Annotated in this window: 15 protein-coding genes; 8 read left to right on the forward strand and 7 right to left on the reverse strand. The window is 62.0% G+C overall.

The window, feature by feature from the left end:
- Nucleotides 1-108: 108 nt before the first annotated feature.
- Both M9978_RS18965 and M9978_RS18970 read right to left on the reverse strand, forming a co-directional pair.
- On the reverse strand, nucleotides 109-2910 hold the full coding sequence (locus tag M9978_RS18965; RefSeq protein WP_254296027.1) for an MHYT domain-containing protein: 2802 nt from the start codon (nucleotides 2908-2910) through the stop codon (nucleotides 109-111).
- A 603-nt stretch (nucleotides 2911-3513) separates the two neighbouring features.
- Nucleotides 3514-4098, reverse strand: coding sequence for a cysteine hydrolase family protein (locus M9978_RS18970; protein ID WP_254296029.1), 585 nt, complete (start codon nucleotides 4096-4098; stop codon nucleotides 3514-3516).
- 237 nt (nucleotides 4099-4335) lie between these two features.
- Between M9978_RS18970 and M9978_RS18975 the strand changes: the two genes are divergently transcribed.
- Nucleotides 4336-4866, forward strand: a complete 531-nt coding sequence (locus tag M9978_RS18975; RefSeq protein WP_254296031.1) for a hemerythrin domain-containing protein — start codon at nucleotides 4336-4338, stop codon at nucleotides 4864-4866.
- A 69-nt stretch (nucleotides 4867-4935) separates the two neighbouring features.
- On the opposite strand, the gene M9978_RS18980 is transcribed toward M9978_RS18975, so the two are convergent.
- From M9978_RS18980 to M9978_RS19000, 5 genes are all read right to left on the reverse strand, one after another.
- A complete protein-coding gene (locus tag M9978_RS18980) occupies nucleotides 4936-6150 on the reverse strand; it encodes an esterase-like activity of phytase family protein (protein WP_254296033.1) in 1215 nt (404 codons plus the stop codon).
- Nucleotides 6147-6944, reverse strand: a complete 798-nt coding sequence (locus M9978_RS18985; RefSeq protein WP_254296034.1) for a DUF1206 domain-containing protein — start codon at nucleotides 6942-6944, stop codon at nucleotides 6147-6149. The genes M9978_RS18980 and M9978_RS18985 overlap by 4 nt, the downstream gene beginning before the upstream one ends.
- Nucleotides 6945-7118: 174 nt before the next feature.
- Nucleotides 7119-7595 carry an Hsp20 family protein gene (locus M9978_RS18990; protein ID WP_254296035.1) on the reverse strand — a complete coding sequence of 159 codons (477 nt, stop codon included), beginning with the start codon at nucleotides 7593-7595 and terminating at the stop codon, nucleotides 7119-7121.
- A 228-nt stretch (nucleotides 7596-7823) separates the two neighbouring features.
- Nucleotides 7824-8543: a Crp/Fnr family transcriptional regulator gene (locus M9978_RS18995; RefSeq protein WP_254296036.1), complete on the reverse strand. Its 720-nt coding sequence runs from the start codon at nucleotides 8541-8543 to the stop codon at nucleotides 7824-7826.
- 475 nt (nucleotides 8544-9018) lie between these two features.
- Nucleotides 9019-9252 carry a DUF6894 family protein gene (locus M9978_RS19000; protein ID WP_436977204.1) on the reverse strand — a complete coding sequence of 78 codons (234 nt, stop codon included), beginning with the start codon at nucleotides 9250-9252 and terminating at the stop codon, nucleotides 9019-9021.
- A gap of 246 nt (nucleotides 9253-9498) precedes the next feature.
- On the opposite strand from M9978_RS19000, the gene M9978_RS19005 reads away from it, so the two are divergent.
- The 7 genes from M9978_RS19005 to M9978_RS19035 are packed head-to-tail and all read left to right on the forward strand — an operon-like array spanning nucleotide 9499 to nucleotide 14743.
- Nucleotides 9499-9795 carry a plasmid stabilization protein gene (locus M9978_RS19005; RefSeq protein WP_254296039.1) on the forward strand — a complete coding sequence of 99 codons (297 nt, stop codon included), beginning with the start codon at nucleotides 9499-9501 and terminating at the stop codon, nucleotides 9793-9795.
- 8 nt (nucleotides 9796-9803) lie between these two features.
- On the forward strand, nucleotides 9804-9983 hold the full coding sequence (locus tag M9978_RS19010; RefSeq protein ID WP_254296089.1) for a DUF3606 domain-containing protein: 180 nt from the start codon (nucleotides 9804-9806) through the stop codon (nucleotides 9981-9983).
- Complete coding sequence (locus tag M9978_RS19015; RefSeq protein ID WP_254296041.1) at nucleotides 9980-10126, forward strand: hypothetical protein; 147 nt, start codon at nucleotides 9980-9982, stop codon at nucleotides 10124-10126. The genes M9978_RS19010 and M9978_RS19015 overlap by 4 nt, the downstream gene beginning before the upstream one ends.
- 9 nt (nucleotides 10127-10135) lie before the next feature.
- Nucleotides 10136-10567 (forward strand): DUF6766 family protein, encoded by a 432-nt coding sequence (locus M9978_RS19020; RefSeq protein WP_254296042.1) that lies wholly within the window; start codon nucleotides 10136-10138, stop codon nucleotides 10565-10567.
- 10 nt (nucleotides 10568-10577) lie between these two features.
- Nucleotides 10578-12812, forward strand: a complete 2235-nt coding sequence (locus M9978_RS19025) for a hypothetical protein (protein ID WP_254296043.1) — start codon at nucleotides 10578-10580, stop codon at nucleotides 12810-12812.
- Nucleotides 12813-12842: 30 nt separating this feature from the next.
- Entirely contained in the window at nucleotides 12843-13625 is a 783-nt protein-coding gene (locus M9978_RS19030) for an SDR family oxidoreductase (protein ID WP_254296044.1), read from the forward strand.
- Nucleotides 13622-14743: a glycoside hydrolase family 130 protein gene (locus M9978_RS19035; RefSeq protein ID WP_254296045.1), complete on the forward strand. Its 1122-nt coding sequence runs from the start codon at nucleotides 13622-13624 to the stop codon at nucleotides 14741-14743. The genes M9978_RS19030 and M9978_RS19035 overlap by 4 nt, the downstream gene beginning before the upstream one ends.
- The last annotated feature ends 184 nt before the right edge of the window (nucleotides 14744-14927 follow it).

Consider the following 14927-nt stretch of genomic DNA (forward strand, 5'->3'; position numbering starts at 1 on the left):
CGGCTCTGGTGCTTCTACACCCTGAGCGACTCAAGCCGTTGCTGAACTCGAGGCGTTTCATCGCGTTGGCAACATCGGCGCGAGCGAGCTCGGCACGATGCGACGACGCTAGCCTATTTCTCTGAGGATCGACGCCAGATCCGCTTGACGGAATGGCTTGGTCAATCTTGCGAGCTGTGGGTCGATCCCAGCCGCATCCGCATATCCTGAAATGATCAGCAGTCTGGTACCGGGCAGTCGCTCGCGCACCCGGAGCGCCAGCTGCGTGCCTGTCATGTCCGGCATAAGATGATCGGAGACGAGCAGGTCGGGCACCAACCCTTGCTCGATCATCTGCCAAGCCTCGATGGCTGACCCGGCCTGACTGACGTCGTAGCCAAGATCACTCAGCATCTGGGCTGCCGATTCACGGACCAGTTCCTCATCGTCGACCAGCAAGGCAATCCCCGCAGGCGGGGCGTCGCCGATTTCTGGTGCAACATCTTCCGCTGCTGGCGTCGTCCGTTCGCTCTGCGGAAGCCAGAGTTGCACCTCAGTTCCCGAGCCGACCATGCTCTTGAGAGTGAGTGCGCCGCCGAGTTGCGCGGCAAGGCCATGCGCCATGGAAAGGCCAAGACCCGTCCCCCGTCCCACGCCCTTGGTCGAGAAGAAGGGCTCGACAGCCCGCGCGAGCGTTTCCTCGTCCATGCCCGTGCCGGTGTCCGCGACGGAGACGCAGATATATTGTCCGGGCGCCAGGCTTGAGGGCTCTGATTCCCCGACCATGGCTGCCGACACCGAGATGTGAAGGTTCCCCCCGTCCGGCATGGCATCGCGCGCATTCACGCTAAGGTTCAGCAAGGCCATTTCCAGCTGATTGGGATCGGCAAGCGCCGCCGGCAAGGCAGCCGGTGCTTCGACCGTCACCTTGATCTGCGGCCCGATGGTGCTCGAGATCAGCTCGACCATGCCGCTGGCCAATGCGGACACATCAACCGCCGCAGGCTGGAGCGGCTGACGCCGCGCAAAGGACAACAGCCGCTGAACCAGGGTCCGCGCTCGCTCGGCTGACTGAAGCGCGCCCGCGATCAGCCTGCGGTCCCGGTCATCCCCGAGGCCCTTATGCTGCAAGCGGTCGAGCGCACCAAGGATCGGCGTCAGCAAATTGTTGAAGTCGTGCGCGACGCCACCGGTCAGCTGGCCCATCGCCTCCATTTTCTGCGATTGCCGCAACGCTTCCTCGGCCGTCACTTGCCGTGTCACGTTGCGGCTCGAGCCGATGATCCGTGTGACATGACCTTGCTCATCGAGCAATGGCACCAGCGTGGTGTCCCAATATTGCGGCTCGCCCGCAATACGGAACGTGTCGCGATAATGGTAGATATCGCCCGTCGCCACCACATGACGATAGGTTTCAAGCACGCGTGCGGCAGCTTCTGGCGGCAGAAACTCTTCGACCCGCTTTCCTTTGATCTCTTCGAGTTTGAAGCCAACTCCGATTTCGTGAGCAGGGTTGATCTGCTCGGCGGTGAAGCTGCCGTCCGGCTGGACCGCGACGACAAACAGCGGATCAGGCGTGTTCTGGAAATAGGCGCGTTGCAGCGCGTCCGCCTCCCGCCTTGCCGCCTCGGCCCGGGCAACCTCCTGCGTACGCGCCTCCACGCGCGCCTCAAGGCTGGCATTGAGCTCGCGCAGCTGATCCTCGACCGCCAGCCGTTCGATGACCAGCCGGACGCGTTCAGCCGTCTCCTCCATGAAGGTCACTTCGTCCGGACGCCACTGGCGCGGCCGGCGGTCGTTCATATAGGCGATCGTCCGCAATCGCCCATCCCGCACGAACGGCACGACCAGGATGGCCCTCGTGTCCACCTCTTGCGCCGTCGCCTGCGTGCGTGCCTCATCGCTCAGCGACGCGGCAGCCAGGTCGTCGATGACCACGGTCTGGCCGGCGTTGAGTGCAGCGACGATCTTGACGCCGAATGCGGCGGCCGGAAACTGGCCAAGGAGCGGCGGCACCAAGCCATCGGTCCAGCAGATCCTGTAGTCGAATTTATCCTCCAGGGGATCGAGATCCCCAAAGCCGGCGCGCGTCACACCGAAGTGCGTCCCCATGAGCGCCGCGACCTCGTGAAGTGCGCCTTCGGTCGTGGCCCCTCTCAGCGAGTCGGCAATCTTCAGCCGCAGCGCGATGCGCGCTTCCCGCCGGGCTGCGCGCTGGAGCATGTGCTCGATTTGAGCCGCGCCCAGCGAGAGCAGCAGGATGAACACGGTCACCAAGCTGATTGCAACTGCGAAATAAGTCTGGCCCACGCCGGCAACGCTTTTCGCAGCGTCGATGTGGTCTGCCGCCGAGAAGATCGCGGCGTGCAGCCCGGTATAGTGCATGCCTGCGATCGCCGCGCCCATGACGACCGCAGCCGCGAGACGCTGGTTCGTCCGCTGTTCGCGTGATGCCAGCCATATGGCAGCGATCGCCACGATCAGAGCAATCAGGATCGATAGCAAGACCCAACGCCAGTCGTAGCTCAATGTGGCCCGCATGCGCATCGCGGCCATTCCAACATAGTGCATGGCGACGATGCCAGTGCCGATCAGCAGACCAGCAACGGCGATCCGTCCATTGGACACCTGCTGCCAGTTGAACGTCGCGAAACCTGCGCCCGTGAACCCGATGGCGAGCGCAAGCGAAAGAAGTGTCAATGCCAGATCGTAGCTTATCGGCATGGTCGGCATGGTGAACGCCAGCATCGCGACGAAATGCATCGACCAGATGCCGCCGCCAAGGGCGATGACTGCTGCCCAAAGCCAGAATCGCCGGGCAGGCTGCTGAGTGGCACGGATACGGCTTGCCAGACTGAGCGCGGTGAACGACGAGAAGATCGCTACCAGGATGGACAGCGCAACCAGATAATCGTCGTGCGTCCCGGTCATAATCATCTGCACAACGTTTCCACAGGCGACTGCCGCGCGCAACCACGATGCTTGACCAGCGCCCGGTGGGAAAGCGGAGGCGATGTCGATGATTTGCCGGGCCGTCCCGTCCAGCGCAATGAGAGTTATGGCTTCACCTTTCGGCAGCCCGGTGGATGGACGAGCACAATTGACTGAGGCATCTTGCTGCGGCCCCTCACCCCAAAAACGACATGGAAGGGAACTTGTCCTCCAAGAGTGCATCGCTGGCGAGCGATGCGCGCCAGAGCGGATCGCTCGTGCAAGCCCAGGTAGCATGGGTGACGTTTATCCCTCGCATGTCCTGAACCCCGGCCTATCCCGCGGCGCATGGCTGTAATGGAGAATTGTATGACAAACGACAAAGAAGGGACAGGCTAGCCCGATCGCGACCGCATCAGTCTCGGTGGGGCTACGAAGTCCAAACATCGTCGAAAGCCTTGCTTCAGCCAAGAAGCGCGCGTGAAGCGATCGGGGCGGCGGCAACTCGCTGACAGGATCGTCGAGCATCATAGCGGAACGTGAGCTGAACGCGGTCGCGAGGGGCGGACTCGGCATGACCGTCTTCAAACCGTTTATGCGTTTTCAACCCATCGAAATGCGTCTACTCGGCACTCCCGCGATACCAGCCTCGTCCAGCCGCGCCGTCCATTTGGATAGACTGAGATTACCGCTCGCTTGCGTCTCGGCGCCCATCACCGCAGACATCGTCGCAAGGGAAAAGGCGCCACGCGCGTCATCTTCCGCCGCGACTGCATCGCAGGGAACCCACAACGCATAATCGCGCATATGCGCGTCAGCAGCGGTAAACAGCACGCAGATGTCAGTTGCGATGCCGGTCAGAATGAGACGGCTGACGCCCAATTTGGGCAACAATACGGGCAGATTGGTCGCGTAGAATCCCGAGAACTGGGGCTTGATAATGAAATAGTCTTCACGGCAAGGTCTAAGCAATTCAGCGACCGGGTTCGGCTTTGCGAGCGCGCGCTCTACCAGCCTGGAACGTTCCGAATGCCACTCACCGAAATTGTCGTTGATAAAAATAGTCGGATAACCCTTTCTGGCCATTTCAGACCGCAAACCGGCGATCACGTGAGCCGCCTTCCTCGCTTTGGGTTCCAGCACGTCAGCCCCTGCAAAATCGAAGCAATTGATGACGTCGATGATCAACAATGCCGGTCGTCCACGCGGACGGTCATGCACGGGCGCTGTCGGTTCGGTAGCGCGGGCTCTTGCCAAGGTTTGATCTCCTGCAACGCTAACGCTTGGGAAACCAGGGGTTTCCCGCTTTAGCCCCGACGAGAACCCAAGCTGCGAATCAGTTGCAACGGGAGCGATTTCCTTCTTTGTCGATTTCACTCACTGACCAGTTCGCCGCGATGGCGACTGTAACTGGCGGGAGCCGACATGTCCCAGAATGCACCTGACGCAATCGCGCTGCTTAAAGCCGATCATCGGACGGTGGAAGCACTGTTCAAAAAATTCGAGAGTACCAAGTCGTCCGACAAAAAGGCGGCACTGGCGAAGGAGATCTGCACGGAACTGATCATCCATACGATCATCGAGGAAGAGATTTTCTATCCCGCTCTGAAGGGCAAGATCGACGATGAAATCTATGATGAAGCCCATGTCGAGCACGACGGTGCCAAGCTATTGATCGGCCAGATCATGGCCGGCGCGTCGGGCGACGATTTTTTCGATGCGAAGGTGACGGTGCTTGCCGAGCAGATCAACCACCATGTCCATGAAGAGGAGACGCCCAAGGAAGGCATGTTTGCCCAGGCACGCGCGGCAAAGGTCGACCTCAACACGCTCGGCGTTGAGATGGCGGAACGAAAGTCCGCTCTCAAACAACAGTTCAAGGCCGATGGTTTGCCAACCCCGACCGCGCGCACGCTGAGCGAGGTCAAGATCAGGCTTGGGGCGCCGGCAGCGTGAGCCGCGCGACTGAATTTCGGCTCATCCCGCTCCACGCCCTTGGCGTTCAATGTCGGGCGGCAAATGACGTCAGGTCGGTGCGGCAAGCGTGATCCGCCAGAACGTCGTCTCCTGCCCTTGGACACCGAAGTCGTTGTCGGTAACAAGCAGAAGCTCGGACGCCGAGAGAAGCGCCATCCCTTCGACGTCAGCGGCCACCTCGGGATGCTCGTCGCTGGTGAAGAGCAGCTCCTTGCCGAGCACCGGGAAGGCCGCCGGTTCATCAGCCATGCTGAGCTCCTCAAGCGTCGGGCGAGCCTCGAGTTCCAGATGCGAGCGATCGAGCAGGCTGGCAGCCATGACGCAGCGGTAGATCTTCGTTGTTTTCGAACCGCGCTCGAGCACGAGCAGGTCATCGCTCGGCAACCATAGCAGCTCGCTCACCTTGATATCACTCGGCCCGAAATCACCGGCCGCCATATCGCGCGCGAAGCTTTCAGGACGGTCGAGCGGATAGGCATGTTGCGCGAGGACCGCACCGGTCTTCGCATCCAACCGCCAAATCCGGACATGGCGCGCCGCGCGATGCGCCGCTTGGTCAGGATGCGCGAGAGGACTTTGAAACGCGAGGTACAGGAATCGCTCGTCCCCTGAAATAGCGAGCGCTTCGAACCCGCGGTTGAGCTGACGCCTTGCGGCAATTGCCGGAAGCGCCTGCTGGCCAGCTACCCCGGCCCGCTCTTGTGGGAGCAGCCGGACCGTCACCATACCCGTCGCATCGACCCGCACAAGCGAAGGTCCGAACTCATCGCCAATCCAGAAGTCCCCATCAGATAGCGCAACCAATCCTTCAGTATCCAGGCCGAAGAGGTCGGCAGCGATCGGCTTCCCATCGATATCGAATACCGGCTCGGATTGCAGATGGTCGCCGCCGGGATGAGGTAGCCCCGTGACCGCCTGGCCTTCAGGATGACGAAGCGGCATGATCCGCAGGAGCTCAATATCGTCTCCAGCAACCCGCAGCTCCGCGAGCGTCGGTCCGACATCCAGCCAGGGCATGATCTTCGCGCCCTCGACCTTGCCAAGCGGCAACAAGTGATCCAGACCGTAGAGACGAACCGCGTCGCGAACCTTGATGTTCGGGCCGCGGTCGCCGATCGCCCAGACATGTCCGGTCGGGTCGCCGGGCCGACGCGCGAGACCCGAACCAAAGCCGTAGCGCAGTTTCATCGTTCCCGCCGGAAACGCCAGCGAGCAAATCTCCGGATCGCGCCAGTTCAGCCGCTGGACGCTCTGGACCTTCATAATTTGTGGCGCAGGTTGTCGGCTTGCCGGGCGAGCGCATCGACGGGCACATCGTGCAAGCTTCTAAATCGCGCCTCCACGAGGCTGAACAGGCCGAAAGCCAGCAATCCCATAGCGACCACAACATCGAACGGATCGGGAAGCCACTCGATCGCCTCCGCCATCCCGCCCGCTTCGTCAGGCTGTGCTTCAAGACCCGCATTGATCAGAAAATAGCTGCAAATCAGGAACACGATTCCGCGTGCGCCATAGCCGGCTCGACCGCTCCATCGCACCCAGGGCCTGGCCGCGACCTGCGGGTCAAGATGTTCAAGGAAGCTGCCTTTGGCCGCCTTGACCAGCTGAAATATGCCGGCCGCCAGCAGGAGTGTCGCCGCGACCAGCAGAAGGATCTTGCCGCCGGGCAGTTCCAGCGCTGTCCTTGCGCCCTCCTCGGCGCCATCGCCGGTCGCCGAGGCCCCGCGGATGAGCCACACGGCTTGCCAGCTGAGCAGCAAGTGAACCACTCCGCTGACCGCGGCGGCAGCGCGCTCCGCGGCACCGTTGCGGCCAGCCTCATGTCCCTCGATGTCGAATGCCGCGTCAGAGAGCCGCCACAATCCATAGGCAAGCAACCCGACGGCCATGACGCCGAGCAAGAGCTTTCCGGATCCTCCTCCAAGATAGGCCAAGGCTCCGCTCTGATCCTCGGCGTGGCCGGTGCGAAAGATCAGATACGCAATGACGAGGTACAGCACGCCGCGACTGGCGAAACCAATCCGCGTGAGCATGGTCAGCCGCGAGCTCGCATTCATCGGGGTCTCCTCCTAGTGGAAGGCCAAGCGCCCCGGAGCTGGTTACGTTCCGAAATTCGTGCGGACAGAAGCGGCGCGGCCCAGCCCCCGGCCTTTTCCGTCCTGGCCAAGTGAACGTACACGCGGCGGTAGAACGTCTGCTCGCGCGCGTGATGCGCGAGCAGACCATTCCTTTCAGGCAGCGTCGCGCGCTTCGCTCGGCGCCTCGAGACGGTCATTCGCCGGCGTGTCAGTGCCATTGATCGCGATGCGACGCGGCTTCATCGCCTCCGGCACCTCGCGCTTGAGCCCAATGCGAAGAAGGCCGTTATCGAAGCTCGCCTCCTCGACAATCACAAAGTCGGCCAGCTGAAAACGCCGCTCGAACGCCCCGGTGGCAATTCCACGATGAAGGAACCGGCCAATGTCGCGTTCCTCGCCCCTGCGGCCCGACACTGTCAGCTGGTTGTTCTGTGCGACGATCTCGATTTCCTCAGGCCGAAATCCCGCCACTGCCAGCGTGATACGGTAGCGGTCCTCGCTCTCGCGCTCGATGTCGAAGGGCGGATAGCCCTCGGCGTCGGCGCGCGCACTGGTTTCGAGCAGATCGAACAGCCTGTCAAAGCCGACGGTCGAGCGACGATATGGCGTGAAATCAAAATTGGTCCTCATATCCAAATCCTCCATTGAGCAATTTGAGCACAAGAACACCGGAGAGCCGGTGCCCTCAGGGTCACCGGACCGAAACTCGCATCCGGCGGGGTAAAGCTGGAAATCCAGAACCAGACTTCAAGAGCTTGTGTGAGATTTTTTCGTCTCGGCGAGGCAGCGCCGGCACTGCCACGGGCCTCCTGGTACGGCGGTGGCCCCCCTTCCGATCAGACTATCCTGGGAGGTTGCCTAGCGCGGCTCGGGATCAAGATACAGAAAGTCCGGGCTGAACTCGGCAATCGCGACGAGCCGATCCCAGTCGTGTATGTGGACGACGCCGCGCCGCATTTCCACGACGCGCTGCTCCCGCAGGTCCCTGAGCATCCGGTTGACATGGACAGGCGTGAGGCCGGTGCACTCCGCGAGATCCTGCTGCGTCAGCGGGAGCATATAGCGCATTCCTCTCGCCAAACCGACAAGCTCGAGCCGCACATGCATCTCGCAGAACAGATGCGCGAGCCTGCCCGTCGCGTCGCGGCGCCCAAGTGACAGTTCCCACTCGCGATGCGCGGCTGCATCGATGTTGGTTGTGAGCCAGTAGATCCGCGTCAAATGCGGCTGTTCCTCGCTGAGCGCGCGCAACCGCTCATGGGGTACCACGCCGATACGGCACGGGGTTAGTGCCATAATATTGTGGTCGAGCCGTTTCAGGGTGAAGCTGTGCAGATCGACGAAATCGCCTGCTACGTGCAATTCGGTGATCTGCCTTTGTCCCTGACACAAATCCTTGTAACGGCACATCCAGCCGTCAAGCAGCAGCGTGGAAGTGTCGAGCCGTTGCCCGGCGCGAATGATCGTCGTCTTCGCCGGAATAGCGCGTGTTTCGGCAACGAGCGCGCGCACCGCCGTTTCTTCCTCGGCCGACACGATGTCCCGGGCTCGCAACTTCAACAGATGTTTCTCGATCATGATTCTACCGGTCGAGGGCGGCTGATATCGCCCGCGATGATCCTTTCGATGGAGCTGAACCATGATCGGAACTGTCAGGTTCCAAAGGCCAAACGCGCATTTGCGCTGAGCAGGCGATATGCGCCGCCATAGGCATTTGCCGGGCTGCCTATTTGACGCTGCTCAGAGCCGTGCGGTCGCTGCGAGGTCGGCCATGACCAGCGATTCAGCCGGCAACAGCTCGAGGCGCCGCTCATATTCCATCGCCAGGCGGCGATGCGCATTGGCAGTCGCCAAATCCGCTGCGGACCTTGCGCGTTCGCGCTCCTCATTTGCGCGACGCTCAAAGTATGTCCGATCGTCTGCTTGGGTCATGACGATATCCCTGTTGCCCGCTCGCATTGAGGATAGACCGAGCGTCCCCCAGCGCCATTAAAGCAGTATAGATTCCGAAGGTCCTCCGCGCAAAATTTCGCGACGCTTTCAAGCGTTTAGCTCAACCGATCGAGACGACGTCGCCAAATGCGATCGTAGCGAGTTCGCCGCTGGCATCGCATATCACGACCTTGTGACTCCGGATCAGATGACCGTGCGCCCTGACCGATTCAGCGGCCTGATATCGGGCCTCGCGTCGACCGACCTCCTTCGCCGCGTCAAGGTCGGCCAGTTCGACGCCTTCCTCGTCGTGCGTCATTTCGTCGTTATACAAATGGAAGAAGTAGCGAGTCATGGCGCACGAATGCACGACCTTGGCGCGGGTTGCAGGCCTCCAACCTAGTTTAACATGGTTTCGGCTTCCGCTGGTTCTGGGGCCGCTGTTCGTGTTTCGGCGATCGCCGGCCCACGTGCCCCTCGCTGCCAGGAATTATCTTTGTGATTAAAGTAAGTTAATCACCGCGAAAGAAGAGCGCGCGGGCGCGGAACCTCAGGCTCATTGCGGGGTTCGACCTGCCGTGGATCGTCGCGGAGAGAGCCGATGCCGCAGGGTAACAAGAGCAAATATACGGACAAGCAGAAGCGCAAGGCCGAGCATATCGAGGAAGGGTATGAAGGTCGTGGCGTCTCCAAAGATGAGGCCGAACGCCGCGCCTGGGCGACTGTGAACAAGGAAAGCGGCGGCGGCAAGAAATCAGGATCTGGCCGCGGCAAGACGGAGAACCATGAGAGTTCAAGGAAGGGTGGCCGCAAGGGCAGCTCAAGTCAGAGTGCCGAGCAGCGCTCGGCGGCCGCAAAGAAGGGTTGGGAAACGCGCCGCCGCAAGGCCAGCGCCTGATGCCGATCATGCATGACGCGTCCCCGCACGCCCAGCGCTGCAGCGGGTCCCATGACAAAGACTATGAAGTCCGAAATTGGAGCGAGCGGTTCGGCGTTACCCGCCCAAGGCTAGAACAGGCCGTCGATGCCGTCTGCAGCAGTGCAGATCGGATTAAGGAATATCTCGGTCGGGAGCGGACGGCATGAATGGCAGTAAGGGCACCGGACCCAGCGAAGAGGAACGCCGCAACCCGGGTGATACCGACACCAACCCGACCGGCGGGCCGAGCGAAACGCCGGCTGAAGGTGCCGACGACAGCCCGCCGCCCCAGCGTCCCCCCAAGGGCTGAGGTGAACCGATGCGCAGATACGGATATGCATGGCTGACGGTCGCTTTCTTCGTCATATCAATCGTCGGACACTGGCTGTTCGGCTGGTATGCTTTCGTTGACGAGACGAACGCGCACGGTCAGCAAGCCGAGATAGGCGCCTATCTGGTCGAAATGGGCCGGGATACGTTCGAGAACTGGCAATCCGAATTCCTGCAGCTGCTCTGGCAGGTCGTCGGGCTCGCCTATTTCCTTTATGTCGGCTCGCCATCATCGAAGGAGAATGATGATCGTGCCGAGGCGAAGCTCGATGCGCTGATCCGCCTTCACGCTGGCGACAAGGCCGACGCGATCATTGCCGATATCGACGAACGCTTCCTGCGCACGGGCGGACATGCCCAGCCCCATGCGCATGCCGACGAACGGGCCGCGGCGCGCAAGCTGGCGCCCGGTCATGAATAAGGGGCACAGAGTGGCTACACCGACCAAGCAGACCGCGCAGCATTGCACGACTCCCGCTTCTCCCGGGGTGCTGTTGCTGCGGGAGGAACTGACCAAAGGCACGCTTCGCGAACTCGCTGCGCTGGAACTCGGCGACCGCAAGATCACTCTTTGCTCGGGCCATGACGCGATCTGGGTGATCATCCGACGCCGGGACCGTGGCGGGATCGCCATGCGCGCGGCATTCATGCCGGTCGGCCATTATCATGCGAAGCCGGTACGCGCGAAAACGGGCGAGGCGGCGCGGTTCGAGATAGACAGCGCCATGGGCCTCCACCGCATCGCGATCTGCCTGATCGAAGGAGCAATCCCGGTGCTGCGCGTTCGTACAAGCATCGAACCGGCCGCGCCGCTGCTCATGTCCTTCGTGCCACGCGATCTCTATCCGCTCGATACTCACGACGATCCGCTGGGGGCCAAGGGGACCGTCGAAGCAGCACAGCGTGGCCTCAACACCGGCGCCATTTATTTCCGACTGCAGGAACCTGATTTTGGCAGCGTGCTCTACTTCCAGGACCTGACCCGGCTGAACCCCTATTTCCTCGCCACCGGCACCAAGCCTGACGGCGCGGTCGGCGGCGTGTGGCCGGAGATCGGATATCTCCTGCCAACGCCGCCGCAGCAAGGCACCCCGCCGGTTGAGGCGCTTCCCGCGGGCGAAGAGACGATCCTGTCGGACGCGCTGATCGCATTTCACGACGAGGCGGCTGGCGACGAGCGCGATATGGCGCGGCGCTATCTCGCACTGCTCGGAACAATGCTCCCACTCGTTGCGCAGCCGGAACTGGATTATCATGACTGGGTCGAGCGAGCGCGACGCTCGCTCGACGATCTGGCGCAATCCCCCAAGGCGACAGTCCGCCATTACGGCCACCGCTATGTCCACCCCTACACGGCCGCCGAATATCCGGATTCGATGGTGCAGCTCACGGTGCTGGCGTCGCTGCGCGATTTCGAAGTCTGGAGCGGTGTGAAGGCGCCGATCGGTGCCGATCTCGCCGCCGGGCTTGGCAAATTCTACGACCCCAGGCTCAAGACGCTGCGCCGCTACCTTCCCAATGTCGGCAAGGACAAGGACAAGAATGCGGTCGACAGCTGGTATCTCTATCATCCGCTCTCCCAGCTCGGCCGGCTGGCGAGCGATGGCGACAAGCAGGCGATGCGACTGTTCGAGAAGTCGATCGAATACGGAATCAAGGCAGCCCATCATTTCAAGTACAAATGGCCAATTCAGTACGACGTCCGCGATTTTCGAGTGCTCCAGGAGGCGCGCGACGACGAAGGGCTTGGCCAGACTGACGTCGGCGGCATGTACGCCTATGTGATGCTCCAGGCCTTCGAGCTGACCGACGACAAACGCTATCTCGACGAGGCGCGTGCCGCGATCGATGCGGCGGAGGGGATGCGCTTCGAGCTCAACTATCAGGCGAACCTCACCGCTTGGGGCGCGGCCGCCTGCCTTCGGCTATGGCGGATTACCGAGACCGAGAAATATCTGCATCAAAGCTACGTCTATCTGGCGAGCTTCTTCCACAACACGGCGATGTGGGAGTCCGAGATCGGGCACGCCGCGCACTACCGCAATTTCCTGGGCGTCACCGCGCTGCACGACGCGCCCTATATGGCGCTCTACGAATGCTTCGACAGCTTCGCCGCGTTCGAGCGCTACTTGAAGGACAGCGGACCCGACGTGGATTCCGCGGTCCGCCTGCTGCTTACCGAATATTGCCGCTACGCGCTCGATCGCGCCTGGTTCTATTATCCCGACGCCCTGCCGCACGAGGTGATCTCGCCCAAGCAGCGCGAGAGCAACGGGCATGTCGACCGCGAGCTCTCCTTTCCAGTCGAGGATCTTTATGTCGACGGGCAGCAGGCCGGACAGGTGGGGCAGGAAATCTATGGTATCGGCGCTGCGTTCGTCTTTGCCAGCCGCTGCTTCCATAATGTCAGCGGCGCGCCGTTTCGCCTATTCTGCGATCACTTCCTGCTGAGCAGCGACCGCCCCTCGGGGCGAGCGCTGAGCTTTCAGTTGGGCGGATGCGAAGGCCGCGAAGCACGACTCAGTCTGATACGCACCGGGCGGGCCAAGCTGCCTGACGTCGCCGTGACGACGGCAGGCGGTGATCGCATCCGTCCGCGCGCTGCCACGGCCGATCGAATCGAGTTCCGCGTTCCCGCCGAAAGCCGCATCACCCTGATCTGGTGATGCAACTGATCGCGTCGAGAGGAGAAGCAAATGACCGACCCTGCCGTGCCGCCCGCTCTTGAGCTGTCCGACGCGCATACCGACATGCCCGGGCTCGCCGGGCGCAAGGCGATCATCACCGGCGGTACGACCGGAATTGGCCGGGCGATCGCCGTGCTGCTTGCCTCGGAAGGCGTCGACGTGTTCGTCTGCGGCCGCGATCCGCAGCATCTCAAGGATGGGCTCGAGCGCATTTGCGAGGTCGGCAAGGGCGACGGTATCAATATCGATCTCGCCGAGCCCGACGGGGTGGATCGGTTCGTCGCGGCGGCCCGGGACTATTTCGGCGACTTCGATATTGCCATCGTCAACGCGGCCATTCCCGCCAAAGGCCTCACCACGATGAGCGCGGAGGAGCTCCGTTATGCGATTGCCGTGGACTTCACCGCCTATCTCACCACCGCTTACGCCGCGGCGGAAGTGATGAAGGACCGTGGCGACATTGTTTTCATCGGCTCGGTGTCCGCGCATCTGCTGGGCGCGGAAAGCAGTGTCTATGCCGGCATGAAGGCAGGAGTCGCGGGCTTCGCCGAGGCAGTGCGCAAGGAGCTTGCGCGCAAGGGCATCAAGGTCTGCAACATCGAGCCGGCCAAGACCGGCGCAGACTTCCAATATGAGAGCTTCACCGCCGAGGAACAGGCCGAGGAGAACCGCAAGGAAACGATGCTGCGCGCCGAGGATATCGCCGTTGGCGTCCATTATGTGCTCACCCAGCCCCGTCGCGCAGTGGTGCAGCAGGTCGTGATCGCGCCCCGCGCGCGAGGTGAGGAATGAGCCGCTTCGCCATCGACCAACTGGTTTTCGGGCCCGACGATGTCGATCTCGCCAAGTCGCCCCTGGCCGGCCAGTTCGATGCCAAGACCTTCGTCCTTGGCGCTTTCAATCCGGCGCTGACGCGATTGCCAAATGGCAATTTGTGTCTCTTCGTGCGAGTTGCAGAAGCGCTGAAGCAGCCAATCGTCGATGGCAAGATTCACTCGATCCGCTGGGAACACGGCGGCTATGTGCTCGATGGCTGGGCGCTTGACTTGGTCGATACGTCCGATCCGCGCAAATTCCTGATCCGCGGTGGGCGCTGGCGCGTGATGGCGTTGACCTCCCTGTCTTGGATCCTGCCGGTCGAACTGACCCCGGACGGACTGGAAATCGTCGACGTCCACTATGACAAGGCGATCGCACCACAAGGCAGCTATCAGTGCTACGGCGTTGAAGACGCACGCGTCTCCAGGTTAGGCGACCGCTGGCTGATGACGACCTGCTCGGTGAGCCCGGAGCGGCACTCGACCACGCTTTACAGTTCCACCAATGGCCTGGATTTCGTGTTCGAGGACATGGTCATGGACCATCAGAACAAGGACATGCTGATCTTCGAAGGGTTGATCGGCGAGAAATACTGGGCGCAGACGCGCCCGCTTGGTGATCTCTACTTCGCCTATCCGCCAGGCAGCGAGTGGCGGGGCGGCCCGTCAATCAACCTCGCGACGTCCCCGGACTCGCTTCACTGGAAACCGCATCGCCAGCCCGGCATCCGGCCGCATGCAACGACCGTCTCGACGGCGCGAATGGGCGGCGGCACCCCACCGATCCTTACCGATGCGGGCTGGCTGACCCTGTGGCATGGCGTCGAACCCAAGGAGATCGTCGGCATCTATCGGACCTACTGGTCGATTCTCGAACGCGACGACCCGGCAAAGCTTGTCCGAACTGTGCACGAACCGCTGCTGGAGGCCGCCCCCGATCTAACCGCGCCGCTCGAAGACAAGATGTATGTTCGCGACGTGGTTTTCACGACGGGCATCGCGGACGCTGGCGATCACTATGTCGTGGCCTCGGGCGAAGCGGATCTGGCGTGCCGCATTACGCACATCCCCAAGTCCGTGTTCCGCACCTAGCCTAACTGCTTGCGGATCGTCCGGCGGGTCGGTCTATCCGCTCTGCGGACCCGATTATTGTGCAAAAACGATTGCCCGTTCCGATGTCATCAAATCCCACGGTGCCGGCCGCTCGAGCAGGCTAGCATCGCGCTTCCATACAAGCGAAGCCCGCTCAGCGGGAACCCATCGAGGATTTCGCGGT

Source organism: Sphingomonas tagetis (assembly GCF_024211275.1).
GTDB lineage: Bacteria > Pseudomonadota > Alphaproteobacteria > Sphingomonadales > Sphingomonadaceae > Sphingomonas > Sphingomonas tagetis.

Bases quoted from the DNA above. Each gene is read 5' to 3' on its own strand.
- M9978_RS19015 (WP_254296041.1), top strand. From the start codon at position 9,980: ATGAATGGCAGTAAGGGCACCGGACCCAGCGAAGAGGAACGCCGCAAC.
- M9978_RS19020 (WP_254296042.1), top strand. From the start codon at position 10,136: ATGCGCAGATACGGATATGCATGGCTGACGGTCGCTTTCTTCGTCATA.
- M9978_RS18965 (WP_254296027.1), bottom strand. From the start codon at position 2,910: ATGACCGGGACGCACGACGATTATCTGGTTGCGCTGTCCATCCTGGTA.
- M9978_RS19035 (WP_254296045.1), top strand. From the start codon at position 13,622: ATGAGCCGCTTCGCCATCGACCAACTGGTTTTCGGGCCCGACGATGTC.
- M9978_RS18975 (WP_254296031.1), top strand. From the start codon at position 4,336: ATGTCCCAGAATGCACCTGACGCAATCGCGCTGCTTAAAGCCGATCAT.
- M9978_RS19005 (WP_254296039.1), top strand. From the start codon at position 9,499: ATGCCGCAGGGTAACAAGAGCAAATATACGGACAAGCAGAAGCGCAAG.
- M9978_RS18995 (WP_254296036.1), bottom strand. From the start codon at position 8,543: ATGATCGAGAAACATCTGTTGAAGTTGCGAGCCCGGGACATCGTGTCG.
- M9978_RS19000 (WP_436977204.1), bottom strand. From the start codon at position 9,252: ATGACTCGCTACTTCTTCCATTTGTATAACGACGAAATGACGCACGAC.
- M9978_RS19010 (WP_254296089.1), top strand. From the start codon at position 9,804: ATGCATGACGCGTCCCCGCACGCCCAGCGCTGCAGCGGGTCCCATGAC.
- M9978_RS19030 (WP_254296044.1), top strand. From the start codon at position 12,843: ATGACCGACCCTGCCGTGCCGCCCGCTCTTGAGCTGTCCGACGCGCAT.
- M9978_RS18985 (WP_254296034.1), bottom strand. From the start codon at position 6,944: ATGAATGCGAGCTCGCGGCTGACCATGCTCACGCGGATTGGTTTCGCC.
- M9978_RS18990 (WP_254296035.1), bottom strand. From the start codon at position 7,595: ATGAGGACCAATTTTGATTTCACGCCATATCGTCGCTCGACCGTCGGC.
- M9978_RS18980 (WP_254296033.1), bottom strand. From the start codon at position 6,150: ATGAAGGTCCAGAGCGTCCAGCGGCTGAACTGGCGCGATCCGGAGATT.